This is a genomic window from Mesorhizobium sp. M0991, from assembly GCF_040318915.1.
GTDB lineage: Bacteria > Pseudomonadota > Alphaproteobacteria > Rhizobiales > Rhizobiaceae > Mesorhizobium.
In genome coordinates this window covers 19,753-46,157 of the sequence record NZ_JAMYNE010000008.1, presented here as the reverse complement: position 1 = coordinate 46,157, position 26,405 = coordinate 19,753, and the positions used below count along the sequence as shown (strand labels likewise).

Genomic DNA, 26,405 nt, shown 5'->3' with positions numbered 1-26,405 from the left:
GTCCGCGCCGGTTTCCCGTCGCTATTTGATGCGCTATGCAGCGCGTGAGCCAGCAAGATGCCGGGACTAGCGAGCCAGTGAGGGGTCGATGAGCGATATCGAACGCGAAAGCATGGAATTCGACGTGGTCATCGTCGGCGCCGGCCCGGCCGGCCTTGCCGCCGCGATCCGTCTCAAGCAGGTCAATCCCGAGCTTTCCGTCGTCGTGCTGGAAAAGGGCGGCGAAGTCGGCGCGCACATCCTGTCCGGCGCCGTCGTCGATCCGATCGGCATCGACCGGCTGCTGCCCGGCTGGCGCGAAGAGGAGGGTCATCCCTTCAGGACACCGGTCACCGACGACCATTTCCTGGTTCTCGGCCCCGCCGGTTCGTTCCGTCTGCCCAATATCCTGATGCCGCCGCTGATGAACAATCACGGCAACTATGTCGTCTCGCTCGGCAATGTCTGCCGCTGGCTGGCGACAAAGGCCGAAGCGCTGGGCGTCGAGATCTATCCGGGCTTCGCCGCGGTCGGCCTGCTCTACAACGAGGCCGGTGCGGTCACCGGCGTCGTCACCGGCGACATGGGCGTCGAGAAGGACGGCACGCACGGTCCGGGCTTTGCGCCGGGCATGGCGCTGATGGGCAAATATGTCTTGATCGGTGAGGGCGCGCGTGGCTCGCTCGCCAAACAGCTGATCGCCAAATACCGCCTTTCCGACGGCCGCGAGCCCGGAAAATACGGCATCGGCCTCAAGGAACTCTGGCAGGTCAAACCGGAAAACCACCGGCCGGGCCTTGTCCAGCATTCCTTTGGCTGGCCGCTCGATATGAAGACCGGCGGCGGCTCCTTCCTCTACCATCTCGAGGACAACCAGGTGGCAGTCGGCTTCGTCGTTCACCTGAACTACAAGAACCCCTATCTGTCGCCCTTCGACGAGTTCCAGCGCTTCAAGACCCACCCGGCGATCCGCGGCACCTTCGAAGGTGCCAAGCGGCTGGGCTATGGTGCCCGCGCCATCACCGAAGGCGGCTGGCAGTCGGTGCCGAAACTGTCCTTCCCCGGCGGTGCGCTGATCGGCTGCGCGGCCGGCTTCGTCAACGTGCCGCGCATCAAGGGCTCGCACAATGCCGTGCTCTCCGGAATGCTGGCGGCCGAGCATGTCTGTGATGCGATAGCCGCCGGCCGCGCCAATGACGAGCTGGCCTCCTACGAGGCCGCCTGGCGCGCCACCGATATCGGCAAGGACCTGAAGAAAGTGCGCAACGTCAAGCCGCTATGGTCGCGCTTCGGCACCATTGTCGGCGTCGGCCTTGGCGGCCTCGACATGTGGCTGAACACGCTGTTCGGCTTCTCGCCCTTCGGCACGATGAAGCACGGCAGGGCCGACTACGCCACGCTGGAACCGGCCGCCGCGCACCAGAAGATCGCCTACCCGAAGCCGGACGGGGTGCTGACCTTCGACCGGCTGTCGTCGGTGTTCCTGTCCAACACCAACCACGAGGAAAACGAGCCGGTGCATCTGCTCGTCGCCGACATGGACCTGCAGAAGCGCTCCGAGCATGACGTCTATGCCGGGCCCTCGACGCGTTACTGCCCGGCCAGCGTCTACGAATGGGTCGACAAGGACGGCAATGCCGCCGCCGATCCTGCCGCCAAGGATGTGCGCTTCGTCATCAACGCGCAGAACTGCGTGCACTGCAAGACTTGCGATATCAAGGACCCGAACCAGAACATAAATTGGGTGCCGCCACAGGGCGGCGAGGGCCCGGTCTACCAGAACATGTAAGTCACAAGGTTTGCTCCGGACCAAACAAGATGAGGAGCAGCGCAACCGTAGGATTGTTGAATAGACCGCCTGCCTGTGTTTCCTTTCTGTGACGACAGGGAGGAAGGAAAATGCGTCTGGCAGTTCTGACGAGCGTTGTGGCGATCGGGGCGTTGTGCACCCCTTCAGCCTTGGCCGACACTAAAGTATTGGTCAAGACACGAACTTACAACATTGCCGGAACCACCGGCGCGGCACTGATCGAGGCCATGGATCGCCGGGGGCCGAAGCACGGCTTCATGACCCACGCCATCGCGCAGACCGGCTACAGCGTCGATGATTGGACCTTCGACGCCCATCGGGAAAACGGCGTCTGCCGCCTGCGCCGGGCCAACGGGACGCTCAATCTCTTCTATACCTATCCCCGACTAGTCTCAGCCACGTCGCCTGCGCTGCAGAAGCGCTGGAAGCGGTTCTTCGCTGGCGTCCGCGCCCATGAAGAGACCCATGGCCGCATCGCCAGACAGATGATGCGGGCCACCGAAAAGTCGGTTCGGGGGCTGACAGTCGGTGATGACCCGCACTGTTTCGAGGCACGTCGCGAGGCGAAGCGCCGGATCAATGCCATCTATGCCGAATACGAGGCAAAGCAGATCGCCTTCGATGCGCACGAGCATCGCGACGGCGGCCCTGTCGAGCACCTCATCCGCGCTTTTGTGGGCCAGTAATAAGCCAGGTCGAGATTGGACTGCGGATTTTCAGCTTCGCGTCCCGCCAGGCAGCGCCGCAAGCGCGGTCGCCGTCTGGTGCTCGTCGAGCGGCTTTTGTTCATCCGACCGTAGCGAAAACTCCACCAGCACCGGCAGATGGTCTGAGCCGGTGTCTTCCAGCTTCGACGCCGAACGGATGATGATAGCGCCCTTGCTGAAAACCTGGTCGATCGGCAGTCCGGCGAAGCGCAGGAAATCCGGCAGCCTTCTGTAGAGCCAGGTCGGCCCGACCGACGGCATTACAGTCAGCTTGCCAAGCGATGCGACGCGCCGGACGGCGGCGCTCCATGGTGCTGCGTTGCAGTCGCCCGCCAGGATCGACGTCTCGCCAAGCGAGGCGATTTCGTCAGACAACCCTCCAATCTGCCGTGATTGGTTGTGCGGCCATGGCCAAGTGAGGTGGATGGCGGCGACATCGACGTCGGTTCCGCCGAAATCGACCGTGGCGATCGCCATCGCGCCGCGGCTGTCGCAGTGCGGCTCCGTGCCTATGGCAAACGGTCGTCTGGACAGCAGCGCAACGCCGAACACGCCATTGGGATATGGGCAGAGGATCCGGTGGGGATAGGCGCCGGACAGCAGTCCAAGCTTTGCCTTCCACATCTCGGACACCTCGTCGAGGGTGATCACATCAGGCTGGGTCCGGCCGATCAGCGACAGCACCTTCTCAGGCGTTGGATTGTTGAACCTGAGGTTCATCTGCAGCAGGCGGTAGACTGGCTCGTCACCGGGTTTGGCTTCGTAGGCCGCCTGCACCTGCCATAGCCGCGAAAGCGGCAAGGCATTCGACGTGGTGGCAAAGGAGGCTACCGCAAACAGCAATGCGGCCGCCGCCTGCAGGCGAAACGAGGTGGCGAGCAGCGGCAGCGCGCAAAGCGCCATCAGCACGGAAAAATGGACGCGGAAATGAGCAAAGGAATCGAGGGCCGGATGCAGCGATCCGAAGAACCCGGCCACCAGCGCGGCCGAGAGTGCAAGCATTGCGACGAATGCCAGCGCAACCGTCATGTCCAGAACACGTGCCATCGCTTTGTCTATCGGCAGAAATGCGGCTCAATCAAGATGACGAAATGTCCTGACCTGGACCGACACATGCGATTCGGCATCTACTGGAAGGCAGTTTCCGAAAAGCTCCTGAGCTTGCGCGAATGCAGTCGCTCCATCGGCATTCCAGCCAGCTTCTCCATCGCCCTGATGCCGATGGTCAGGTGCTGCGCTACTTGCCGCTTGTAGAACTCGGTCGCCATGCCGGGCAACTTCAATTCGCCATGCAGCGGCTTGTCGGATACGCAAAGCAGCGTGCCATAGGGCACCCGGAAGCGGAAGCCATTGGCGGCGATCGTCGCCGATTCCATATCGAGCGCGATCGCCCGCGACTGCGACAGCCGCTGCACCGGCCCGCGCTGGTCGCGCAGCTCCCAATTGCGGTTGTCGATAGTGGCGACGGTGCCGGTACGCATGATGCGCTTGAGGTCGTAGCCGGAAAGCCCGGTGACCTCGGCGACCGCTTCCTGCAGCGCCACCTGGATTTCGGCCAGCGGCGGAATCGGCACCCAGACCGGAAGATCGTCGTCGAGGACATGGTCTTCCCGCACATAAGCATGCGCCAGCACATAATCCCCCAGCGCCTGGGTGTTGCGCAGGCCGGCGCAATGGCCGAGCATCACCCAGGCATGCGGCCGGAGCACCGCGATGTGGTCGGTGATCGTCTTGGCGTTGGAAGGTCCAACGCCAATATTGACCATGGTGATGCCGCCATGGTTCGGCTTCTTCAGATGATAGGCCGGCATCTGCGGCAGGCGAGGCGGCGCGGCACCCTCACCGGGCGCGCTGTCCCCGACTTTGGTCACGATATTGCCCGGCTCGACGAACTCGACGTATCCGTCACCGCCATTGGCCATCAAATCGCGTGCACGGGCGACGAATTCGTCGATGTAGAACTGGTAGTTGGTGAACAGCACGAAGTTCTGGAAATGCTGGGGACTGGTCGCCGTATAATGCGACATCCGGTGCAGCGAATAGTCGATCCGTTGCGCGGTGAACGGTGCCAGCGGCCGTGCCTCGCCCAATGCCACTTCGAACGTGCCGTTGGCGATCTGGTCGTCGGTGCCGTCGAGATCCGGCACGTCGAACAGGTCACGGATCGGCCGTTTGATGCGTTCCGCGGCAGTGCCGTCGACATGAGTGCCCTCGAGAAAGGCGAAATGCAGCGGGATGGGAGTGGTCGATTCCGAGACCGTGACCGGAACGCCGTGGTTGCGCATGATCAGGCGAAGCTGTTCGGTGAGATAACTCTCGAAAAGAGCCGGCTGGGTGACGGTGGTCGAGAAATGCCCCGGCGTCGGCATGTGGCCATAGGCCTGCCGCGAGTCGATCTGGGTGAATGAACTCGTGGTGACGCCGATCTCCGGATAGAAGGCCCGGTAGCGTTTGTTGTTGTCACCGCCCGCGGCGAGAGCGGTAAATGAATCGCGCAGGAATTTGGTATTGCGATCGTAAAGCACCTGGAGGGCTGCAACCGCCTTCTTGGCGTCGTCGAAGCTCTTTCGGCCAAACGGCTCCGGCGTGACGACTGATTCAATGGCTTGGGGATAGATTCGCTTTTCCATGACCCAATATAGAGAGTTGGGCGCGCAGTTGGGAGGGGGTAAGGTGATCTCAGAACGCCTGTTGGCGTTTTCTTTCCAGCGGCCTTAAGCGCGTCGCGTTCGTCCGGCCTCATGCGACACGCTTTAGGTTCTTGCTTTTATGCATGCCGTTGTCGCAAAACCGCTGCACACTTTTGCGCGACATGCATTAGCCGCGCCGCAAGCTTACCAGCAGCACAAAGCCGATGCCGGACTTCCTCGGCGCAGGCGCCTCGATGGTCGAACCAGCATCGGCGCGCATCGTCGGCACGGCCAGGACCGGGGCCGCCAGGAGCATCAGGATGAGCGCCGTCCGCGGCAGAAGCCGAAGGGTCTTGACGATGTTGGCGGTGAGGCGGGTCATGGCGTGGGTTTCAATATCTCGCTGTCGGGTTCAGTGGCGAAGCTGGTTCGGGCAACCGAGCCGGCAGGAAATGGCGACGTCCCAGGCGCGGGCCGGCCGGCCGGCTTGGGCGACAAGGACGGCGAACAACATGCCGAACAGGCTCATCAGCAGGCAGACGATGGTGAAGCGGCGGGCAAGCATTGCGCGGTGTCTCCTTCAACACGCATGACAATGCCTTGCCCAGGCTGAACCGGCTCTGATGCCGCCGTTCATCTGGGGTTCAAAATGGTTGATGATCTCTGGGCGGGCCGCCTTGAAAGCAGCGACCTATGGCGACGCCGTGGCTGCCAGACCGACAACATGAAAACGGGGCCGACTGGCCCCGCTCACCACGGCAGGAAGGGCTCGATCAGAGCTTGTGCCAGGTCTGGCTTTTGCAGATCAGCCCGCCGAAAACGCAGCCGCTCATCTTGAGTGAACTGCCGGAAAGGGAAGCCTTGCCCGAATAGGTCTTGTCGGTTTCCGGGTCGGTTATGGTGCCGGCATATTTGTTGGCGCCGGCCACCTTCAGTGAACCGATGTTCTTGCCGGCAAATTTGCCGGATTTGAGCGTAATCGAAAATGCCCCGCCGCCACCCGAAATGGCGGCAGTCGATCCGGCTTGCGTTTTCCAATTGCCTTCGATCGGATCGGCCAATGCCGCGCCGGTCATCATTATTGCGGCCGCGAGGGCCAGGCTCACTTGTCGAAACATGTCTCTCCTCCCTCAGGCAAGTCCAATCGGGCTCCGTCCCGGCTGTCTGCCCCTTACGCAAACGTAAGCTAGTCCAGCTCCCGGAAAAACAAAAGCGGTGCCGCGACGGAAGGGTTGCGGGTTTTTGCCCGCTCCCGAACGGCCGCGCTGGCGAAAAATGAAACGGGCCGCACACGTCTTTGTCTTCTGTGGTTAGCGGAGTCTTGATCCGCGCCTCGCAAGTTTTCTTCAAATTTTGTGCAAACCGGCGCGATTGCTGGCTTTGTATCCTTAACGAATTTTCGCGTTTACCTCTTGTTTTAGCTTTGTTTTCTTCAAATTAAGCACGCCATTTAACGACGGATTCAAGCCTCCGCGGCATTCTCGAAAGCATCGAAAGAGCGGCCGCCCCCGAAGGTAATCAAGGACACCGAGGGACAGACGGAGACAGCTCTCGGGAGCCAGAACAGGGGATTTGAAATGGCACGTTTTGAAATGCTTGAAGCCGGCTTCGGCGCCATGGGGGCAACTGCCCAGGCCGATATTCTTTTCGAGTTGGGCATGATGTATGCGACCGGCCGCGATTGCGAGACCGATGTCGTCGCGGCCCACAAATGGTTCAACATCGCCGCGATCAAGGGTTCGGCCCGCGCCGCGGAACTGCGCTCTGAATTGTCGGCCGCCATGTCGAAGGGGGAGATCGCCAAGGCGCTGCGCGAAGCCCGCGAATGGATGACGATGCACTGAATTCGCCGGCATCGACTTCACAGGGGTACTGACCTCACGACAGGGACGCTTCGGATCAAAGCCGCGCAGACGGCTGGACCCGAAAATCAAGGCCGCGCAAGACGGCTGGGCCAACAAGAACACGGCAGGCGGACGAGCCGTGCAATAAACCCTACAAAACAGGGAAGGCGAGCGGATCCCGGTGCTGATACCTCGGGAAGCTCGATGAGAAAAGCTGCGACCGGCCGGAACAAGGCTGGCGCGGCTTTGTCTTTGGGACAGCGTGTTGCAGGCCCAATCGAGTGCCGCCGATGCGTCTAGACAGGCTTGGCGAAGGGTGAAATTCTCCCGCCCACTCTGGAAGAGGCGCGGCCGGGCGGCCGCGCGAGAGTGGAGGAGTGTATCACCATGAAAAAGTTGGGTATTTTGAGCGCGGCCATAGTGGGCCTGATGATGAGTGCGCCGATTGCCTTCGCCGACGACATCACCTTTTCGGTGGTCGGACCGATGACCGGTCAGCTTGCCACCATCGGCGACCAATTCAAGCAAGGCGCGCAAGCCGCCGCCGACGCGATCAACGCGGCCGGCGGCGTCGATGGCCGCCAGATCAAGCTCGACGTCCAGGATGACCAGTGTGATCCGAAACAGGCGGTTTCGGTCGCCAACCGCGTCGTTGCCAACGGCGTCAAGTTCGTCGATGGCCATGCCTGTTCGGGCTCGAGCATCCCGGCCTCCGCGGTCTATGCCGAAGCCGGCGCGCTGATGATGAGCCCGGCTTCGTCGAACCCGGTGCTGACTGACGCAGCGGCGAAAGCCGGCTGGCCGACGATCATGCGTCTCTATACGCGCGACGACGCGCAGGGCGCTTTCATCGGTCCATGGATCGCCAAGAAATATGCCGGCAAGAACGTCGTCATCCTGCACGACAAGAGCGCCTATGGGCAGGGCGTCGCCGATGTCGTCAAGGCAACGATGAACCAGAACGGTCTCAACGAGATCCTCTACGAGGGCATCAACGCCGGTGAAAAGGACTACGCGGCGCTTGTCACCAAGCTCAAGGACCTGAAGGCTGACGTCGTCTATTTCGGCGGCTACCACCCCGAAGCCGGCCTCATCCTGCGCCAGTCGGCGGAACAGAACCTGAAATTCCAGCTGATCATGCCGGACTCGATTGCCACGCCGGAATTCTGGCAGGTTTCCGGCCCGGCCGGCGAAGGCACCATGTTCGTCTTCCCGTCGGATCCGCAGGCGAAGCCCGAAGCCAAAGAAGCCATCGCCAAGATCAAAGCCGGCGGCTTCGTGCCGGAGGGCTTCACGCTGTTTTCCTATGCGGTGATCCAGGCCTTCGCCGAGGGCATCAAGCGCGCCGGCAGCGACGACCCGGCCAAGGTTGCCGAAGCTTTGAAGAGCGGCGAGCCGATCAGCACCGTCGTCGGCGCGGTCACTTTCGACGAAAAGGGCGACCTCAAGAACGTCAGCTACGACATCAACCAGTGGCACGACGGCAAATACGCGCCGATCCAGCCGTAATGGCCGCGGCGCCGCAAGACGCGCTGCTGTAATCGAACATGGCCGGGGTCAAACCCGGCCATGTTGTTTTTGGCGACGCCTTTGTGACGCGTTCGAGATCACTTCGTGGATAGGGAAACAGCAGTCAACTGGGGTTCCTCGGCAAAGCGAACCAGCACGGTCCCGTCGGTGACCTGCGCGCCTTCGGCAGCAATCTCGGCGATAACCCCGTCATGGGGCGCGGCAATGGTGTGCTCCATCTTCATCGCCTCCAGGATCAGCAGCGGCTGGCCCTTGATCACGGACTCGCCTCTGGCTGCACGCACCAATTTGACCAGGCCGGGCATTGGTGCGCGCAGGCTGCCGGAAGCGGCGGCGGCTTCGTCGGCTCGCGCCAGCGGATCCGGCACGGCAAAACCGTAGCCGATTGCGCCATCGAAGACCGTGACGTGGCCCGGCCAGCGGGCGAGGCGAGGCGCCGCGCGAAGATCATGCGAATTGACACGCTCATAGGGCGCATCCAGCACCACCTCGAACCGTCCGTCCGGCCGCACCGACACGCGCGCGACGATCTCCTGCTCGCCAAATTTCAGCAGGGTGCGCCGCGCTACAGCGTGGAAATGCGCATAGCCGGCCAGTGACGACCAGGGATCGTCCGAGGACGGCAAGTCGCCCGCACCAGACGCGGCAAGTGCCGCGGCGGCAATTGTCTCACCGCTCGGCGGCGGGACCGCCGTCAACGCCTGCTGATGCCTGGCGATCAGGCCGGTATCGACATCGCCCGCCGCAAAATCCGCATCAGCGGCCAGCGCGGCAAGAAAGCCAGTGTTGACCGTTGAGCCGGCGATTTCTGTCTGCGACAGCGCCGCGCCAAGTGCTGTGAGCGCCGCCCGTCTGTCCTTGCCATGAACGATCAGCTTGGCGATCATCGGGTCGTAAAACGGCGAAATCGCATCGCCGGCGCGCACACCGGTTTCGATGCGCATGGTTGCACCCTCCGGTGCCGGCTGCGGAAATTTCAAATGGTGCAAGGTGCCAGTCGCCGGCAAAAACCCCCTTGCCGCGTCCTCGGCATAGATACGCGCCTCGAAGGCGTGGCCGGAGAGCGCGATCTCGCTCTGCGTCTTCGGCAGTTTTTCGCCGGAGGCTACCCGCAACTGCCACTCGACCAGGTCGATGCCGGTGACCATTTCGGTGACGGGGTGCTCGACCTGCAGGCGGGTGTTCATTTCCATGAACCAGAAACGGTCGGCCTTCAGACCTTGCGAGGCATCGACGATGAACTCGATGGTACCGGCGCCGGAATAGTGGATTGCCTTGGCGGCTTTCACCGCCGCCTCGGTCATCGCCTTGCGCAGTGCCGGCGTCATGCCCGGGGCAGGCGCCTCCTCGATCACCTTCTGGTGGCGGCGCTGCGCCGAGCAGTCACGTTCGTGAAGATGTACGGCGTTGCCGAAATTGTCACCAAACACCTGCACTTCGATGTGGCGCGGCTTGTCGACATATTTTTCCACCAAGACGCGGTCGTCACCGAACGCGGCTTTCGCCTCGCGCCGCGCGCCCGACAATGCTTCCGAAAAATCATCGGGATGCTCGACACGCCGCATGCCCTTGCCGCCGCCGCCGGCGCGCGCCTTGATCAGTACGGGGTAGCCGATCTCGCGCGCCTTGGAGGCGAGCAACACGATCTCCTGCGCTTCGCCATGGTAGCCCGGAACGACAGGCACGCCGGCCTTTTCCATCAGCCGCTTGGCCGCGTCCTTCAGTCCCATGGCACGGATCGAGGCCGCCGACGGCCCAATGAAGATCAGCCCAGCCGCCGCGACCTGGTCGACGAATTCGGGGTTTTCCGAAAGAAAGCCGTAGCCCGGATGGATGGCCTCGGCACCTGTGGCCAAGGCCGCCGCGATGATCTTGTCGCCGCGCAGATAGCTTTCGTTGGCGGGAGAGGCGCCGATATGCACCGCTTCGTCGGCCATTTCGACATGCAAGGCGTGAGCATCGGCGTCGGAATAGACGGCGACGCTGCGCACACCCATCCTGCGTGCCGTGCGGATCACCCGGCAGGCGATCTCGCCACGGTTGGCGATCAGGATCTTGGCGAACATCGGGCCTCCACAGGCAGAGCTTGCCGCTAACGGCGCGAATTCTCTCTACGCGAGCTGCGGCGATGTCCTGCTTTGTAGTCTGGCGGTCAAAGGGTAGGCAAGCGAGGCCTGCCTACTTTGAGGCCGCGATTTCGCAAGCTCCCCCGGTTGTGACCTTGTAACGGTTGCGGGTGGCCTGGCAGGATTTCATCGCCATATCCTCGGCAGCCTTTTGCGACGGCGCATTCAAGCGTGAGCCGCACAGGATGTACAACGAACGCACCCGGGAATACGGAGTGGTCGCATAAGCTGAATGGCCGCTGGCCGCCACATAGGCCTTATATGCCTTGGTGCATGGCCGATCCGCGGTTGCCGGAAAATACGGGTAGAAGCGGACGTCGCCCTTGCTTCCAGCCAGCGATTCCGCAGCGCCGACACTGGGGCTCGAGATTAGAAGCAACCCAGCTATTAGCGAGAGGACTGCTTGTTTGACGCTGATAGACTTCATTTTTTCCCATCCATTGGAAACGTCGAAGGCCGCCGAGTGTCGGCCTATTTGGAGGCAGCTATGGCGCATGCCCCTGCAGTCGTGACCTTGTACTTGCTGCGCGCGGACTGGCAGGACTTCAACGCCAGTGCTTCAGCAGCCTTCTGGGATGGTGCATTCAGATAAGCACCGCAAATAGTGAATTCGGTTGCCCAGTTGAATGGCGTCATCGCATAGGCCGAGTGACCGCCAGCCGCCACGTAGTCCTTGTAATTTTTGCCGCAGCCTCCGATTGTACCCGGTGCAAAATAGACCGGAAAACGGCTGTCGCCCTTGCACGAGCAGTGCAAGTACCGATATGGCTGTTCGCCTGATGGATAAAGATTTCATTGCCCAACCCATTTGAAAAACCCCAACACTGTAGATATTCGCTTATTTAGAGGCGGCGATTTCGCAGCCCCCACCTGTTGTAACCCTGTAACTGTTGCGGGTGGCCTGACAGGATTTCAACGCCAACTCTTCGGCAGCTTGCTGTGACGGTGCATTCAAGCGCGAGCCGCAGATGATGTACAGCGAACGCACCCGGGAATACGGAGTGGTTGCATAGGCTGAATGGCCGCCGGCCGCTACATAGGCCTTGTAGGCCCTGGTACATTCATCCTTCGGGTTCTGCGGCAAATAGGGATAGAAACGGGTCTCGCCCTTGCTTCCCGCCAACGACTCCGCTGCACCGACGCCAGGCGTCGCTAATATAAGCAACCCCGCAAGTATATGCACAGTTGTTCTCTGAAAAACCCGCCGCCTCATCTTCGCCCAATCCCCATTGGTATTTGCGATGATCAATAGCCGTGATTCTTTCGTCTGGCCAGATCAAGAAGCAAAAAATAGTCGGGAGATGTGGTGGGTTGTCGCCTGCGCAGGATCACACCCTGCCGAGTGCGGCAACGACCCACTGATACAGTTCGGCCGTCGGCTCGTCGAAGCAGCAGAAAATGACGGCTTCCGGAACGACGTTCTGGCCGATGAAGGCACTCACGGTACCGACGGCAATTTGCGTCGCCTGGTCCTTTGGATAGCGGTAGACGCCGGTCGAGATCGCTGGAAACGCCACCGTCCGGCAGTCCTTTGCGGCGGCGATTTCGAGCGACCGGCGATAGCAGGAGGCGAGCAGTTCGGCTTCTCCTTTGCTGCCGCCTTGCCAGACCGGCCCGACCGTATGGATGATGTAGCGCGCGGGCAGCTTGTAGCCCTTGGTGATTTTTGCGTCTCCGACCTTGCAGCCATTCAGCATCCGGCATTCGGCCAGAAGCTCGGGGCCGGCCGCGCGGTGAATGGCGCCGTCCACGCCACCGCCGCCGAGAAGCGAGGTGTTGGCGGCGTTGACGATGGCATCGACCGCCAGCTTCGTTATGTCGCCGGTTTGAATGCGAATCCTCGGGCCGGTTTCGCTCATCTCACATCCTGAACACGCCGAAGCGTGTCTCCTCGATCTCGGCGTTGAGCGCGGCCGAAAGGCTGAGCGCCAGCACCTCGCGGGTCTTGGCCGGGTCGATGATGCCGTCGTCCCAGAGCCTTGCCGACGAATAGAGCGGGTGGCCTTCGTGCTCGTACTTCATCAGGATTGGCTTCTTGAATTTCGCTTCCTCCTCGGCGCTCCATTCGCCGCCCTTGCGCTCGATGCCTTCGCGCTTGACGACGGCCAGCACCGTTGCCGCCTGCTCGCCGCCCATCACCGAAATGCGGGCATTCGGCCACATCCACAGGAAGCGTGGTGAATAGGCGCGTCCGCACATGCCGTAATTGCCGGCGCCGAACGAGCCGCCGATGATCATCGTTACTTTCGGCACCTTGGCGGTGGCGACCGCCATCACCAGCTTGGCGCCGTCCTTGGCGATGCCGCCGGCCTCGTATTTTCGCCCGACCATGAAACCGGTGATGTTCTGTAGGAAAATCAGCGGCACCCTGCGCTGGCAGCACAGTTCGATGAAGTGCGCGCCCTTCAGCGCGCTTTCCGAAAACAGCACGCCATTGTTGGCGACGATGCCGACCGGCATGCCGCTGAGGTGGGCGAAACCGGTGACCAGCGTGGTGCCGTAATTCTGCTTGAACTCATCGAACTCGGAGCCGTCGACGATTCGGGCGATCACCTCGCGCACGTCGTAAGGCTGGCGCAGATCCGTCGGTACGATGCCGTAGAGTTCATGTGGATCGTGAAGCGGCGGAATCGATTTCTTCAGGGCCAGGCTTACAATTTTGTTCCGATTCAGGTTTTTGACGATCCGCCGGCATATGGCCAGCGCATGCTCGTCGTCGAGCGCATAGTGGTCGGCAACGCCGGAAAGCCTTGTGTGCACGTCGGCGCCACCGAGGTCCTCGGCGGTGACGTCCTCGCCGGTGGCCGCCTTCACCAGCGGCGGCCCGCCGAGAAAGATGGTTGCCTGGTTGCGCACCATGATTGTCTCGTCCGACATCGCAGGCACATAGGCGCCGCCGGCCGTGCACGAACCCATGACGCAGGCGATCTGCGGAATGCCGGCGGCCGACATGTTGGCCTGGTTGTAGAAGATGCGGCCGAAATGATCGCGGTCGGGAAACACCTCGTCCTGGTTGGGCAGATTGGCGCCGCCGCTGTCGACCAGATAGACGCAAGGCAGATTGTTCTGTAGCGCGATCTCCTGTGCACGCAGATGCTTCTTCACGGTCAGCGGATAATAGGTGCCGCCCTTCACCGTGGCGTCGTTGACGACGACCATCACTTCGGTGCCTTCGACCCGGCCGATGCCGGCGATGAGGCCGGCGGAAGGGATGTCCTCGCCATACATCGACCAAGCGGCGAACTGGCCAATTTCGAGGAGCGGCGAGCCCGTATCGAGCAATTGCGCGAGGCGTTGCCGCGGCAGGAGCTTGCCGCGAGAGACGTGCCGCTCACGCGCCTCTTCCGAGCCACCGCGCTCGATGGCGGCGGCTTTTTCAGCGATGTCGGCGACCAGCGCCCGCATGCGCTCGGCATTGGCGCGGAAGATATCGGAGGCGGGCGAGATCTGCGAGGTGAGGGGGGCCATGGCGCTACCGGATCAGCTCGATTTTGCAGCCGACATCGAGGTCGCCCCAATCGCGATCGGCGGTGACGGCAATAGCGTTCTCGCGAATTGCCAGTGCGAGGCAGGCCCGATCGCCCAGCGACAAGCCGCGATGCCGCGTCAATTGGCGAAGCTGCCCGGCCGCGATGCCCATCGCGTCGTCGAAAACGGCGATCGGCATGCCGAGACTGGCGAGGTCGTCCGCGGCCTGTTCCATGCTGCGTCCCTTGTCGATCAGCTTGGCGATGATTTCGGCCGCATTGATTGAACTGCATTGTGCGTCCGGCGCGAACCCCAAAGCATTGTCGGTGCCTTGCTCGTTGAGCAGGATTGCGAGCGCCGCCGAGCTGTCCATGACGTAGGGCTTCATTTCGCCCGCTTTCCCGTTGTCCCTTCGGCGTGAAGCCGGTCGAGACGCTTGTCGCTTCGACGCTGCTCTTCCCGCCGCTCCTTCAAAAATTCGTCGACCACGCTTTCACCGGGCTGTTTCAGCGCTGACAATTCGGCCTGGACCCGTCGCAGATTCTGCAGCCACGATCTTACCCGCAGCTCGCCGCTTTCGACATGAAGGATCATGTCCTCGCCAGGCTTCACGCCCATCTCCTCGCGCATCGCGGCAGGGATGACGAAGCGCCCGCCCTCGCCAAGCTTGACACGCTCGCGTTTCGCCGGAACCCGAAGCTGTGGTTGGCGAGCGCCGGCATCGAACTGTGCTTGCGGGTCTTCTTCAAGTCCGGACTTTCCCGTTTTGCCCGCCATGGTCCGTCTCGCCTGTATTGTGGCACATATTCCGAGGTATGCCACATCTTGCGGCTTCTGGCAAAATCTTAAAAAGATGCCATCAGGCGCTCTCCGCCATGATTTCCCGCCCGATCAGCCAGCGACGGATTTCGCTGGTGCCGGCGCCGATCTCGTAGAGCTTGGCGTCGCGCAGCAGCCGGCCGGTCGGGTAGTCGTTGATGTAGCCGTTGCCACCCAAAAGCTGGATGGCGTCGAGCGCCATCAGCGTCGCCTTTTCGGCGGCGAAGAGAATACAGCCGGCAGCATCCTTGCGGGCCGTCTCACCGCGATCGCAGGCGGCGGCTACGGCATAGACGTAAGCACGCGCCGCGTTCATCGTCGCATACATGTCGGCGAGCTTGCCTTGCACCAACTGGAATTCGCCGATCGGCTGGCCGAACTGCTTGCGTTCATGCACGTAAGGTATCGCCACGTCGAGGCACGCCGCCATCAGCCCGATCGGGCCGCCGGCCAGCACGGCGCGTTCGTAGTCGAGGCCCGACATCAGCACCTCGACGCCGCGCCCTTCCTCGTGCAGCACGTTGTCGAACGGCACTTCGACATTCTCGAACACCAGCTCGCCGGTGTTCGAGCCGCGCATGCCGAGCTTGTCGAGCTTTTGCGCCACGGAAAAACCGGCAAAGGCCTTTTCGACGATGAAAGCGGTAATGCCGCGCGAATTGAGTTCCGGATCGGTCTTGGCGTAGACGACCAGCGTCTCGGCATCCGGCCCGTTGGTGATCCACATTTTGGTGCCGTTGAGTACATAGCGATCGTTGCGTTTTTCGGCGCGCAGGCGAAGCGACACCACATCGGAGCCGGCACCCGATTCCGACATCGCCAGTGCGCCGACCTTTTCGCCGCTGCAGAGCGAAGGCAGATATTTTTCCTTCTGCGCCTGCGTTGCCCAGCGGTTGATCTGGTTGACGCAGAGGTTGGAATGGGCACCGTAGGAGAGGCCGACCGAGGCGGAGACGCGCGAAATCTCCTCCATCGCGACAACATGGGCGAGGTAGCCCATGCCGCTGCCACCGAAATCGGGATCGGCGGTGATGCCGAGCAGGCCAAGCCCGCCGAGCTCCGCCCACAGATGTGCCGGGAATTCGTTCGAGCGGTCGATTTCGGCGGCGATCGGTGCGATCTTTTCCTGGGCAAAGCGCCGCACCAGGTCGCGCAGTGCCTCGATGTCTTCGTCAAGCCCGAAGTTGAGCGTATGCGTGTACATGCCGTTCCTCCCGGCGCACGATCCCGAAAATCGGGATCGTGCGCGAAATCAAGTTGCTAGAACGTCCTTTGCGCGCCCGAATAGACGCGCGGCGTCGTAGCTCGTTGACGCGCCGTCGTTCTTTGCTCCAACAAGGCGCAATGTCATTGCTAGATATGTAGCGGTGACTTCGGCGATCGACAGCCGTTCGCCCGGCCGGAACCAGACGATGACGCCGGTCATCATCTGGATCAACGCCATGGCGGTGAGCCCCGTGTCTTCGATACTGAACAAGCCCGCTTCGACGCCGTCGCGCAGGATAGCGCGCAGCTCCTTCTCGTAGGCCGCGCGCATGCGCAGGATCTGCGTTAGTTTTTCGTGCGACAGGCTGCGCAGCTCCATGTTCGAGACATGGGTGGAATGGCGGCGTTCGACATGGAAGGCGATGTGGTTTTCGACATAGGCGGCGAGCCGCGCTGCCGGATCGGCGCCGACAGGGCTTGTTGCGCGCCACGTCTCGATCAAGCCTTCCATATGCTCGCGCATCAGCGTGAACAGGAGGTCCTGCTTGGTCGGGAAATAGCGGTAAAGCGCCGCTGCCTGGACGCCAACCTCGGCCGCCAGCTGGCGCATCGACATCGCCTCGTAGCCGAGACGCGCAATCAGGCTGACCGCCGCCTCGCGGACCGCAGCTTCGGTCTTCTCTCCGTCGGAACCGGTCGTACGCGCCATGACAAGCCGCCTTTTCGCGGACAATAAAACAAACGTTCAATTAATTCAAGGGCCGAGGTATGTCCGGGCAGGGCAATGGCTTCAGGTTTGCTCTATCTGCATCTTGGAGATTTTGTGCGATAGAAGCGAATGAGCAGGATCATGCCTTGCTAGGCAACAATCCTGAAACCCGCGGACATATCGCGAGCCTCGATCTCCTCGACATCGACCTTCGAAACCGCTGCCCCTGGCGGCCCTTGCCAAAGCCGTTCGATCATTGTCGAGACCGCCGCACCCGTCCCTGCAATCAAAGCTGTCACCGAGCCGTCAACTTCGTTGCGCACCCACCCGGCAAGGCCAAGCGCCGACGCCTCGCGCCGCGCCCAGACCCGGTAGCTGACGCCTTGCACCTTGCCGTATATGCGTACCTGCACCGTCCGGTCGTCCATCGCGCTCTCCATCTTTTGAGTCGAGTCTGGCGCAGCGTCTTGCAAATTCAACCGCGCCGCGTGCATCGAAGGTCTCTCTGCCGATCGCGATCCGCCAGCTTCACGTGCGAGATGGGCGGCGTCTCCATCGAATGATTGACTAAGTCAAATAATAGGCGATCATGGTCCTTACGGAGCGATCAGCCCGAAGGAGGTCGACATGCCGGCCGATCGAAATGCCCTTGTCGCGGAGATCCGCGGCTTCAATCGCTTTTACACGCGGCTGATCGGTCTGCTCGACCAGACCTTGACGCACAGCGCCTATACGCTAGGCGAGGCGCGGCTGCTGTTCGAATTGGGCCGCCGATCCCATGCTGCCGCCAATAGCGGCGGTGAGGCAGGGTTTCTTGCGCGGGCATTCCACCTCGATCTCGGACCGGCAGCCTCCGAAATCGCTGCCGAGCTCCGGCTCGATCCGGCGTATGTCGTACGCGTCCTGAGGAGGTTCGCCGCCGCTGGCCTGACCGAGATGCGCACTGACCCAGCCGATCGGCGCAGACGCATCCTGTCGCTGACCGCTCGCGGAAGTGGGGAGCTCGCCAGGCTTCAGGCTGCGGCGGATCGCGACCTCGCGCGGCTGACGGGCGGGCTCGCCGATGAAGCGGCTGCCGAATTATCGGACGCCTTGAAGCGCGTCATGCGCCTGCTCGGGGAGAAATAGCGGGCAGCACTGGGGTCCCGGCGTTGCGCTGTTCAGTTCCCCCGCGCTGCTGCCAGTGCGCCAGGCAGTTCCTCGGCAAAGATGTCGAGCTCGTGGTCGAGGCCGACGCTGACCCGGATGCAGCGGTCGAGCACCGGCACCATCGGCTTGCGGATGAACACGTCGCGTGACAACAGCGCCTGCAGCACTTTTAGTGCGAAAGCGCCGTCGCGGCCGCAGTCTATGGTGACGAAATTGGTCGCCGAAGCCAGCGGCTTCAGCCCGTTCGCCTCGGCTATTGCGGCAATGCGCCGGCGGCCGGCGGCGACCCGCGCCACCACGCTCTCCAGCCAGGCCTGATCGGCAAGCGCCTCGACGCCGGCGATCTGCGCCATGCGGCTGACGCCATAGTGGTTGCGGATCTTCTCGAAGTCCCTAATCACCTGGGCCTCGGCCACCGCATAGCCGCAGCGTATGCCGGCCAGCCCATAGGCCTTGGAGAAGGTGCGCATGCGGATGACGTTCGGCCGCGCCACATCGATCGGCGGCAGCGCTGAGGCTGGCCCCAATTCGCCATAGGCCTCGTCGAGCACCAGCATTGTGGTCTCCGGCAAGGCTTCGATGAAGCGGCTGATCTCGGCGGCTTCCCACCAGCTGCCCATCGGATTGTCCGGATTGGACAGGTAGACCAGTGGCGCCTTTTCGCTGGCCACTGCCCCCAGCAGGCCGTCGAGGTTTTCCCGGTCGTTCTCGTAGGGCACCGCGACCAGCCGGCCGCCGACGCCGGCAACATGAAAGTTGAAGGTCGGATAGGCGCCGCGCGAGGTCACCACCGCGTCGCCGGGCGCCACATACATGCGCGCAACCAGGCTGAGCAGCCCGTCTATGCCTTCGCCGATGACAACATTTTCGGCGCCGACGCCGAGATGCCGGGCTACGGCTACCTTCAAATCGTGATTGTCGGGGTCGCAATACATCCACATGTCGCCGGCAATCTCGGCCATGCGGGCAACGACGCGCGGCGAAGGGCCAAAGCTGCTCTCATTGGCGCCGATGCGGGCGCGAAAGGCGCGGCCGCGGTCGCGCTCCTGCGCCTCCGGGCCGACAAACGGCACTGTAGAGGGAAGCGCATCGACGAGCGGCGTAAGGGGAGGGCGCATGGCAAAGGCTCGTTCGAAAAGGGGCCTTCTTGCTAGCCTGCTGGCTTGGCCTGCGCAAGTTCCATGGCCAGCGGCAATGGTCAGGCTGGGTTCTACCGGATCATTTTGCTAGCGAGACATGATGAGCAACCGACTGCCGCCCGCCTGGTCCAAGCACATAAGATCCCGTTCGGCGCCGAACGTGCAACCGCCGAAGGCGAAACCATTGACGCGCGTGCAGGCCGACGATGCGCTGCTGAAACAGGCGTATGGCTTGCAGCAGGCCAAGCGGTTGGCCGAGGCTGAGGAACTGTGCCGTCGCGTGCTGGAGCGCACGCCCAACCATCCCTTGGCTTTGTATATCATGGGCACGCTATTCATCGGGCTCGACGATGAAATGGCCCTGCGATATTTGGCCCGCGCCGTCGGCGAGGAGCCTCAAAACCCCTTTTATCACCTTAGTCTGGGTGAAGTTTATCTAAAAGTCAGCGAATATTCGCCCGCAATCAGGCATATTCAGCAAGCTTTGAAGTTGAAGCCCGATTTGCTGGAAGCGCTTTGCGCATTGGGACGCGCTTACGTGGAATTCGACAAGGCTGACATGGCTGTGCCGGTTTACGAGAAAGCGCTCAAGATCAACCCCGATCATCCTCGCGTTCGGACGGGGCTGGCCAGCGCACTCACCGGACTCGGTCGCGTGGACGAAGCCGAAGTCTATCTGAAAGAAGCGATCGAACGTCGCATCGCGATGCCCGCTGCCTATAACGAGCTTGTGCATACGCGCAAATTCACCGAAGAGCCGGCCGAACTTAAGTCCATCCTGCGCGAACTGGGCTACCCAAAGCTTGACCCCGAAAGTGCGATGAGACTTCATCACGCTGCCGGCAAGGTGCTGAACGACCTTGGGCGCTATGAAGACGCGATAGATCATTTCAAGAAAGGCAAGCAGGCCACAGGCTACAAGTTTGATCTGGAAGCCTATCGCCGCTGGGTCGACTCCACGATCGAGCTCTTCAACCCGGACATGGTGGCTGCCAAGGCGGGTTATGGAAGCCCATCGGAAGTGCCCGTGTTTGTACTGGGCATGCCCCGGTCGGGGACCACCCTGACCGAACAGATTTGCGCGAGCCACCCGGATGTTCATGGCGCAGGAGAACTGAGCAAGCTAAGGCGAGCCGCAAATGTTATCGGCCTCACGAAGGTTCCGTCACGAGCCTTGGGCCAATCGATTGTGCCGATCACCCCTGACGTGTCCAAAAGGTTGGCCGAGGAGCATTTGTCATACCTTCGTGAGCGTGCGCCGACCGCACTTCGCGTCGTCGACAAAATGCCCCAGAACTTCGAACTGATCGGTCTAATAGGCCTTCTCTTTCCCGACGCGCGGATTATTCACTGTCGCCGCGACGCCATCGACAATTGCCTCTCGTGTTTTTTCCAGAATTTCTCCAAGGGACACAGCTACATCGCCGACCTGCAGACGCTCGGGCTGTACTACCGTGAATATGATCGCCTGATGCGACATTGGGACAAGGTTTTTCCGGGACGCATCTTCGAAAACCGCTACGAGACGCTGGTTGCGGATCAGGAGGCACAATCGCGCCGTCTGATCGATTATCTTGGATTGCCCTGGGACGATGCCTGCCTGCGGTTCTTCGACAAGGAGGGATCGGTCAACACGGCCAGTCGCTGGCAAGTCCGGCAGCCGATCTACAGTTCATCTGTCAAGCGCTGGAAAAACTATGAGAGCGCAATCCAGCCGCTGATCCAATCGCTCGGCGATCTCGCCGGTGCCTGAGTTCCACGGCCGGCGGCAACGGTCTGGCTGGATTCTCCCAGACCATTTTGCTAGCGAGACATAATGAGCAACCGACTGCCGCCCGCTTGGTCCAAACACATAAAGTCCCGTTCGGCGCCGAAAGTGCAGCCGTCGAAAGTGAAATCGCCGTCGCGCGCGCAAGCTGACGACATGCTGCTGCGGCAGGCGCTCGAACTTCAGCAAGCCAAGCGGCTCCCGGAGGCGGAGGAATTATGCCATCGCGTTCTCGCCCGCACGCCCAACCACCCGCTTTCGCTATACATCCTCGGTACGTTGGGGCTCGGTATCGACGACGAGTTGGCTCTCAAATATTTTGCGCGGGCAGTAAGCCAGACGCCTCAAAATCCGTATTTCCACCTCAGCCTGGGAGAGGTCGGTCTGAAGCTTGGCGACAGCTTGCTTGCGATCAGGCACCTGCAGCGCGCCTGCGAATTGAAGCCCGATCTGGTGGAAGCGCTTTGCGGACTGGCGCGTGCCTACGTCAACTTCGACAAGGCCGAGATGGCTTTGCCCCTTTACGAGAAGGCGCTAAAGATCAACGGCGACCATCCCATGGTCCGGATTGGTCTGGCTGGTGCGCTCACCAGCCTCGGCCGCATGGACGAAGCCAGAGCCTATCTCGATCAGGCAATAGAACGTCGCGTCGATCTTGGTGCGGCCTACGACAGCCTGGTCAACACGCGCAAGTTCACCGGAAAGCCTGAGGAACTCGGTTCTATCCTGCGTGAACTCTCCAATCCCAAGCTCAACCCGGATGTTGCATCTCAACTCCATCATGCCGCTGGCAAAGTGCTGAACGATCTCGAGCGCTATGATGAGGCGATGGATCACTTCCAGAAGGCAAAAAAGGCCGCTGGCGATGCTTTCGATCTGGAGTCCTTCCGCCGCAGAATCGATTCCATGATCGAGATATTCAGCCCGTCAATGCTGGAAGCCAAGGTTGGCCACGGTAGTCCGTCCGAAGTGCCTGTGTTTGTGCTGGGCATGCCCAGGTCGGGGACGACGCTGACGGAGCAGATCTGCGCGAGCCATCCGGATGTCCATGGCGCCGGGGAACTCACGAAGCTGCGTCGAATGGCGGGCTTGATGGGTTTCAGAACGCAGTCGGATGAGGCCTTGCGCAGTTCGATCATGTCGATGACGCGGGATCAGTCGAGGGCGCTGGCCGAGGAATATCTGTCCTATCTGCGTCAACACGCGCCAGGCGCGCTCCGCATAGTCGACAAGATGCCTCATAATTTCGAGGTTGTCGGCTTGATCGGAATTCTCTTTCCCAACGCGCGCATCATTCATTGCCGGCGCGATGCCGTTGACAATTGCGTCTCGTGCTTCGTCTTGAGGTTCAACAAGGAGCATGGCTACAACGCCGACCTTAAGACTCTCGGGGTGTACTACCGTGAATATGATCGCCTGATGCGACATTGGGATAAGATTTTTCCGGGACGTATGTTCGAAAGTCGCTACGAGACGCTGGTTGCGGATCAGGAGGCTCAATCCCGCCGTCTCATCGATCATCTTGGATTGCCCTGGGACGATGCCTGCCTGCGCTTTTTCGACAAGGGCGGTTCGGTCAACACGCTCAGTCGCTGGCAGGTGCGGCAGCCGATCTATAGCTCATCCGTCAAGCGCTGGAAAAAATATGAGAGCACAATCCAGCCGCTGATTGACGCCTTGGGCGATTTGGCCGAACTTTGAAGAAGTGGGTTGCGTTCGACAGGCCGAGGCTGACCGTGACTTGCTGCCGAGATCCGTCGACCCTGTAGGCCAGCCCTTCAGATCGGAACAACGTTTTTATTTCTTGCACGTCTGAACAAGCGGGCACAGCGAGCATCGCAATCGCCCAGCCCTGCGATCGGTCTTCAGCCGCAGCCGCATTTTTGCATCGAGAGTTGATAGCTGCGTTCCCCGATGCAAAAACCCGGCGGTTGCCCGCCGGGTTTGGATTTCAGTCAGGCTCGGATTGTCAGAATGAGCGCTGGAAGCGGAGCATGCCGCCGATGCTGTCCTTGTCGTCGGCATTGGTCCAGTTGCGATCGTAGGCTTTATCAAACTGACCGTCGTGGGCCCAATCGACTTCGGCGGTGATCGTGAAGCCGGGAACGATATCGTAGGCGACGTTCGCGGCGACGCCGTAGTTCTTGTCGTCGTCAACCGACGCCTGGAGGTTGAACGAGGTCTTCTCGTTGATGGTGTAGGTGCCACCACCCCAGACTGCCCAGTTGCCGCCCCACTGCTTGTAGAAGTTGCGGTCGATGTTGTCGTCCGAACCGTAACCGGCCATGAGGAACAGTGTCAGGTTCTGTATCGGCGTAACGTCGACGCGAACCTTGCCGGCCCACTCTTCCCAGGTGCTGTCATAGGCGGCGACACCGGTGATCGAGCCCCAGCCCTGCGTGTATTTGATACCGCCGACGACATACGGGACATAGCTGTCGATGGAATCATTGCCGCTGTTGCTGTCTTGGAAAATGCCAGGATCCGCAGCGGCACTGCCCGAACCGGTTTCCAACGAAGCCACGGCCGAGAAGCCGTTTCCGGCATCGAAGTAATACTGGACGACGTTGGTGTCGAAGCCGCCGTAGGGGACCAGCGTATCCTGGATGACGTTGCCGGCGTAGCCGATGAAGGTATCGAAGGCCGATTCGTCCTTACCGACGCGGAGACCACCAAGCTGGACCCAGGCAAAGTTCAGCGAAACGCTCGTACCGCCATTGAAGTTGTCATCAAGGTAATCGTTGTGGTTACCCCAGTTGAAGCGGGTCTCGGTGTAGGTCTTCAAGGTGCCGAGCTCGGTTTCCTGGCCGGTCCAGGTCTTCAGCGTGAAGCGGGCGTGCTTGTAGTAGGTATCCTGCGAGTCGCCGTCCTGCTGATCGGTGGTCTTTGCACCGTCGAATGAGCCGACGTCACCGATGCCGATGTCATAGCGGACGTAGCCGCCGATGCGCAGGCAGGTTTCGGTGCCGGGGATGTAGAAGTAGCCAGCGCCGTAGACGTCGCAAATCTTGACGTATTCAGCGGGTTCCGGCTCGGCGACGACGACGGCGTCGGCGGCGCGCGCACCGGAAACTGCGATCAGTGCCGCAGCGGAGCCGAGAAGAAGGCTCTTGATGTTCATTTTCTGACCTCCAGTCAAAAGTTAAAAAACGGGTCTGGGTATTCTTTGCTGAAGGACAGCGTTCCCTGCCCCATCCCCACTACCGAAAAAGATGCGCACCGCGCCGCTCCTTCAAACCCGACATTACCCATGACACGGCGGCGTTCAACCACGATCGTACCGGCAAAAGGTTTGTGTTGGCGCTATACCCCGGCGTTGTTGCACAAATGACACGATTTGGCCTCACTCCGAAAGCTCCTGTTAACCAACACCCCTTCGCAAGCCGTTGCAAACGGCGGATTCCGGCGATGGTCGGCCCGAAATGTGACCATGGCCCGAGTCGCGAACCAGGGAATTGCCGCAGAATCGCCACATCGCTGGGCGGCGCTTTGGCGAAGGGTCGATTTTTCAAGGATAATAGCGCCAGCTTGTTGATTGTGCCGGCGCTTTTCTTTATCCACCGGCGCAACGGAGAGGTGGCCGAGTGGTCGAAGGCGCTCCCCTGCTAAGGGAGTAGAGGTCAAAAGCTTCTCGTGGGTTCGAATCCCATCCTCTCCGCCACCCTTCGCCCTGCGGGCTTCGGGTGGCAGGCCATCCTGCTTCGCGCTGAGCGCTTCGCAGGACAAGTCCAGCGAAACCCTCTCCGCGCGAAGCGGGATGCCCTCCGAAGCCGTGGCGAAGGAGGACTGCAACCTCTTGGAACGGTTGCAAAATCAGGTTGGCATATCCTTCCTTGCAAAGGAGGATGTACTCCGATGCCTTGGCGAGGGAGGCCGGTTCGTGTGGTATGTGTACCTGCTGGAAAGCAAGAGCGCGGAAGGCGAACGCTATATCGGTGTGACCTCGGACCTGAAGCGACGGGTCGCCGAGCACAACGCCGGAAAATCCAGCCATACGTCCAAATTCCTGCCGTGGCGGGTCGTGACCTGTATCGCCTTCTCGAACCAAGCCAAGGCGACTTCATTCGAGCGTTATCTCAAATCCGGTTCCGGGCATGCGTTTGCCAGCAAACGCCTCTGGTGAACGTCTGCGGCTGTTCACGTGATCTCACAAAAATCAACGATTTTCCGAAATAACGACGCAATCCCAGATACTTACTACCGAAACACACGGCGCCAATTCCGCACTTTGGTTCGATTCTGACTGGAGGTCAGAAAATGAACATCAAGAGCCTTCTTCTCGGCTCCGCTGCGGCACTGGTCGCAGTTTCCGGTGCGCGCGCCGCCGACGCCGTCGTCGTCGCCGAGCCGGAACCCGCTGAATACGTCAAGATCTGCGACGTCTACGGCGCTGGCTACTTCTACATCCCCGGCACCGAAATCTGCCTGCGCATCGGCGGCTACGTCCGTTATGACATCTCCGCCGGCCAGGCTGGCTCGTTCGACGGCGCCAGGTACCAGGACCTGTCGGATGCCCTCGATGGCGAAGACAACGTCAACGACGGCTACTACAAACAGGCTCGCTTCACGCTGAGGACCTACACCGGCCAGGAAACCGAGATGGGCACCTTGAAGACCTACACCGAGACCCGCTTCAACTGGGGAACGGGTCACTATGACGACACCCTCTTTTCCAACTTTGGCAGCAGAGGCGTTTCGCTGAACTTCGCCTGGATCCAGCTCGGTGGTTTGCGCGTCGGTAAGGACGAAACGGCCTTCAATACGTTCACTGGCTACGCCGGCGACGTCATCCAGGATACGATCGTTCCCTACGGCGGCTTCGACACCAATGTCGTCCAGTACTACTTCGATGCCGGCAACGGCTTCTCGGCGGTGGCTTCGTTGGAAACCGGTGAAGGCTTTGTCGTTGACGGCGGCGCCCTCAATCTCGGTCACGACTCGATCGACAGCTATGTTCCGTATGTAGTTGGCGGCGTGAAGTACACGCAGGGCTGGGGATCCATCAGCGGTGTTGTCGCCTATGACAGCAGCCTCGAAGAATGGGCCGGCAAGGTTCGCCTCGACGTGACGCCGATGCAGAACCTGTCGCTGTTCTTGATGGCCGGCTACGGCTCTGACGACAACCTCCCGCGCAACTACTACAAGCAGTGGGGCGGTAACTGGGCAGTCTGGGGTGGTGGTGCCTACACCATCAACGAGAAGACCACGTTCAACCTCCAGGCGTCGTATGACGAAGCCAAGGAAGCTGGCGTCGCGGCCAATATCAAATACGAAATCGTTCCCGGCCTGGTGATCACGGCCGAAGTGGACTGGGCTCATAACAGCCATCACATCGATAGCGACTCGCTGCCCGGCTATGAATACAACTGGACCGGCATCCCGGGCGACAAGAAAAACGCCGTTGGCGGTATCCTCCGCTTCCAGCGCTCGTTCTAAGGGCTGGACTTAAAGCAAGTGAAATCCAGCCCGGGCGCTTAAACGTCCGGGCTGTTTTTGTTTTCGCGACTGGTAGGCAAACAGA

General features: G+C 61.2%; 26 protein-coding genes and 1 tRNA gene. 10 read left to right on the top strand and 17 right to left on the bottom strand.

The genetic code is table 11. The features are described from left to right. Window positions 1-88 precede the first annotated feature (88 nt). A complete protein-coding gene (locus tag NKH70_RS14165) occupies window positions 89-1,768 on the top strand; it encodes an electron transfer flavoprotein-ubiquinone oxidoreductase (protein WP_352717426.1) in 1,680 nt (559 codons plus the stop codon). A gap of 110 nt (window positions 1,769-1,878) precedes the next feature. Continuing rightward, window positions 1,879-2,475 carry a DUF922 domain-containing protein gene (locus NKH70_RS14160; RefSeq protein WP_352717428.1) on the top strand — a complete coding sequence of 199 codons (597 nt, stop codon included), beginning with the start codon at window positions 1,879-1,881 and terminating at the stop codon, window positions 2,473-2,475. A 30-nt stretch (window positions 2,476-2,505) separates the two neighbouring features. Here NKH70_RS14160 and NKH70_RS14155 read toward each other — a convergent pair whose 3' ends face one another. The 5 genes from NKH70_RS14155 to NKH70_RS14135 form a co-directional block, all read right to left on the bottom strand. Then, a complete protein-coding gene (locus NKH70_RS14155; RefSeq protein ID WP_352914587.1) occupies window positions 2,506-3,543 on the bottom strand; it encodes an endonuclease/exonuclease/phosphatase family protein in 1,038 nt (345 codons plus the stop codon). 80 nt (window positions 3,544-3,623) lie between these two features. After that, entirely contained in the window at window positions 3,624-5,126 is a 1,503-nt protein-coding gene (locus tag NKH70_RS14150; RefSeq protein ID WP_352717431.1) for an AMP nucleosidase, read from the bottom strand. A 187-nt stretch (window positions 5,127-5,313) separates the two neighbouring features. Then, window positions 5,314-5,508, bottom strand: coding sequence for a hypothetical protein (locus tag NKH70_RS14145; RefSeq protein WP_352914590.1), 195 nt, complete (start codon window positions 5,506-5,508; stop codon window positions 5,314-5,316). Window positions 5,509-5,538: 30 nt separating this feature from the next. Beyond that, window positions 5,539-5,691 carry a hypothetical protein gene (locus NKH70_RS14140; RefSeq protein ID WP_353025481.1) on the bottom strand — a complete coding sequence of 51 codons (153 nt, stop codon included), beginning with the start codon at window positions 5,689-5,691 and terminating at the stop codon, window positions 5,539-5,541. Between the two features lie 208 nt (window positions 5,692-5,899). Continuing rightward, window positions 5,900-6,244, bottom strand: a complete 345-nt coding sequence (locus tag NKH70_RS14135; RefSeq protein ID WP_352717433.1) for a DUF2147 domain-containing protein — start codon at window positions 6,242-6,244, stop codon at window positions 5,900-5,902. A 459-nt stretch (window positions 6,245-6,703) separates the two neighbouring features. On the opposite strand from NKH70_RS14135, the gene NKH70_RS14130 reads away from it, so the two are divergent. Beyond that, on the top strand, window positions 6,704-6,970 hold the full coding sequence (locus NKH70_RS14130; protein ID WP_352490873.1) for an SEL1-like repeat protein: 267 nt from the start codon (window positions 6,704-6,706) through the stop codon (window positions 6,968-6,970). Between the two features lie 387 nt (window positions 6,971-7,357). Then, window positions 7,358-8,479: a branched-chain amino acid ABC transporter substrate-binding protein gene (locus tag NKH70_RS14125; RefSeq protein WP_352914593.1), complete on the top strand. Its 1,122-nt coding sequence runs from the start codon at window positions 7,358-7,360 to the stop codon at window positions 8,477-8,479. Between the two features lie 98 nt (window positions 8,480-8,577). Here NKH70_RS14125 and NKH70_RS14120 read toward each other — a convergent pair whose 3' ends face one another. From NKH70_RS14120 to NKH70_RS14075, 10 genes are all read right to left on the bottom strand, one after another. Further along, complete coding sequence (locus tag NKH70_RS14120; RefSeq protein WP_352914596.1) at window positions 8,578-10,566, bottom strand: acetyl/propionyl/methylcrotonyl-CoA carboxylase subunit alpha; 1,989 nt, start codon at window positions 10,564-10,566, stop codon at window positions 8,578-8,580. A gap of 112 nt (window positions 10,567-10,678) precedes the next feature. Beyond that, window positions 10,679-11,053 carry a hypothetical protein gene (locus tag NKH70_RS14115; protein ID WP_352717438.1) on the bottom strand — a complete coding sequence of 125 codons (375 nt, stop codon included), beginning with the start codon at window positions 11,051-11,053 and terminating at the stop codon, window positions 10,679-10,681. A 411-nt stretch (window positions 11,054-11,464) separates the two neighbouring features. Then, window positions 11,465-11,749: a hypothetical protein gene (locus tag NKH70_RS14110; protein WP_352717440.1), complete on the bottom strand. Its 285-nt coding sequence runs from the start codon at window positions 11,747-11,749 to the stop codon at window positions 11,465-11,467. Window positions 11,750-11,954: 205 nt separating this feature from the next. After that, complete coding sequence (locus NKH70_RS14105) at window positions 11,955-12,485, bottom strand: O-acetyl-ADP-ribose deacetylase (protein WP_352717441.1); 531 nt, start codon at window positions 12,483-12,485, stop codon at window positions 11,955-11,957. Between the two features lies 1 nt (window position 12,486). After that, the gene (locus NKH70_RS14100) at window positions 12,487-14,094 is read right to left on the bottom strand and encodes a carboxyl transferase domain-containing protein (RefSeq protein WP_352717443.1); all 1,608 of its coding nucleotides are present in this window, start codon (window positions 14,092-14,094) and stop codon (window positions 12,487-12,489) included. A 4-nt stretch (window positions 14,095-14,098) separates the two neighbouring features. Further along, window positions 14,099-14,482 (bottom strand): type II toxin-antitoxin system VapC family toxin, encoded by a 384-nt coding sequence (locus tag NKH70_RS14095; protein WP_352665924.1) that lies wholly within the window; start codon window positions 14,480-14,482, stop codon window positions 14,099-14,101. Further along, the gene (locus NKH70_RS14090) at window positions 14,479-14,871 is read right to left on the bottom strand and encodes an AbrB/MazE/SpoVT family DNA-binding domain-containing protein (protein ID WP_352914601.1); all 393 of its coding nucleotides are present in this window, start codon (window positions 14,869-14,871) and stop codon (window positions 14,479-14,481) included. The genes NKH70_RS14095 and NKH70_RS14090 overlap by 4 nt, the downstream gene beginning before the upstream one ends. Before the next feature lie 82 nt (window positions 14,872-14,953). After that, window positions 14,954-16,117, bottom strand: a complete 1,164-nt coding sequence (locus NKH70_RS14085) for an isovaleryl-CoA dehydrogenase (protein WP_352717446.1) — start codon at window positions 16,115-16,117, stop codon at window positions 14,954-14,956. A gap of 48 nt (window positions 16,118-16,165) precedes the next feature. Continuing rightward, on the bottom strand, window positions 16,166-16,828 hold the full coding sequence (locus tag NKH70_RS14080) for a TetR/AcrR family transcriptional regulator (protein ID WP_352717448.1): 663 nt from the start codon (window positions 16,826-16,828) through the stop codon (window positions 16,166-16,168). 149 nt (window positions 16,829-16,977) lie between these two features. Continuing rightward, window positions 16,978-17,256, bottom strand: a complete 279-nt coding sequence (locus NKH70_RS14075) for an acylphosphatase (protein ID WP_352914603.1) — start codon at window positions 17,254-17,256, stop codon at window positions 16,978-16,980. A 199-nt stretch (window positions 17,257-17,455) separates the two neighbouring features. Between NKH70_RS14075 and NKH70_RS14070 the strand changes: the two genes are divergently transcribed. Continuing rightward, window positions 17,456-17,956, top strand: coding sequence for a MarR family winged helix-turn-helix transcriptional regulator (locus NKH70_RS14070; protein WP_352914606.1), 501 nt, complete (start codon window positions 17,456-17,458; stop codon window positions 17,954-17,956). A gap of 32 nt (window positions 17,957-17,988) precedes the next feature. Here NKH70_RS14070 and NKH70_RS14065 read toward each other — a convergent pair whose 3' ends face one another. Then, a complete protein-coding gene (locus tag NKH70_RS14065) occupies window positions 17,989-19,095 on the bottom strand; it encodes a pyridoxal phosphate-dependent aminotransferase (protein WP_352914609.1) in 1,107 nt (368 codons plus the stop codon). Between the two features lie 121 nt (window positions 19,096-19,216). On the opposite strand from NKH70_RS14065, the gene NKH70_RS14060 reads away from it, so the two are divergent. Next, window positions 19,217-20,869: a tetratricopeptide repeat-containing sulfotransferase family protein gene (locus NKH70_RS14060; RefSeq protein ID WP_353025477.1), complete on the top strand. Its 1,653-nt coding sequence runs from the start codon at window positions 19,217-19,219 to the stop codon at window positions 20,867-20,869. 63 nt (window positions 20,870-20,932) lie between these two features. Further along, window positions 20,933-22,585, top strand: a complete 1,653-nt coding sequence (locus NKH70_RS14055) for a tetratricopeptide repeat-containing sulfotransferase family protein (RefSeq protein ID WP_353025476.1) — start codon at window positions 20,933-20,935, stop codon at window positions 22,583-22,585. A 268-nt stretch (window positions 22,586-22,853) separates the two neighbouring features. Here the strand turns inward: NKH70_RS14055 and NKH70_RS14050 are convergent, their stop codons facing one another. Further along, the gene (locus tag NKH70_RS14050; protein WP_292660091.1) at window positions 22,854-24,005 is read right to left on the bottom strand and encodes a porin; all 1,152 of its coding nucleotides are present in this window, start codon (window positions 24,003-24,005) and stop codon (window positions 22,854-22,856) included. Between the two features lie 449 nt (window positions 24,006-24,454). Here NKH70_RS14050 and NKH70_RS14045 point away from each other — a divergent pair. The 3 genes from NKH70_RS14045 (at window position 24,455) to NKH70_RS14035 (ending at window position 26,320) form a co-directional block, all read left to right on the top strand. Continuing rightward, window positions 24,455-24,545, top strand: a tRNA-Ser gene (locus NKH70_RS14045). A gap of 219 nt (window positions 24,546-24,764) precedes the next feature. Then, the gene (locus NKH70_RS14040; protein WP_352717666.1) at window positions 24,765-25,007 is read left to right on the top strand and encodes a GIY-YIG nuclease family protein; all 243 of its coding nucleotides are present in this window, start codon (window positions 24,765-24,767) and stop codon (window positions 25,005-25,007) included. A gap of 134 nt (window positions 25,008-25,141) precedes the next feature. Beyond that, window positions 25,142-26,320 carry a porin gene (locus NKH70_RS14035; RefSeq protein ID WP_352717455.1) on the top strand — a complete coding sequence of 393 codons (1,179 nt, stop codon included), beginning with the start codon at window positions 25,142-25,144 and terminating at the stop codon, window positions 26,318-26,320. Window positions 26,321-26,405 lie beyond the last annotated feature (85 nt).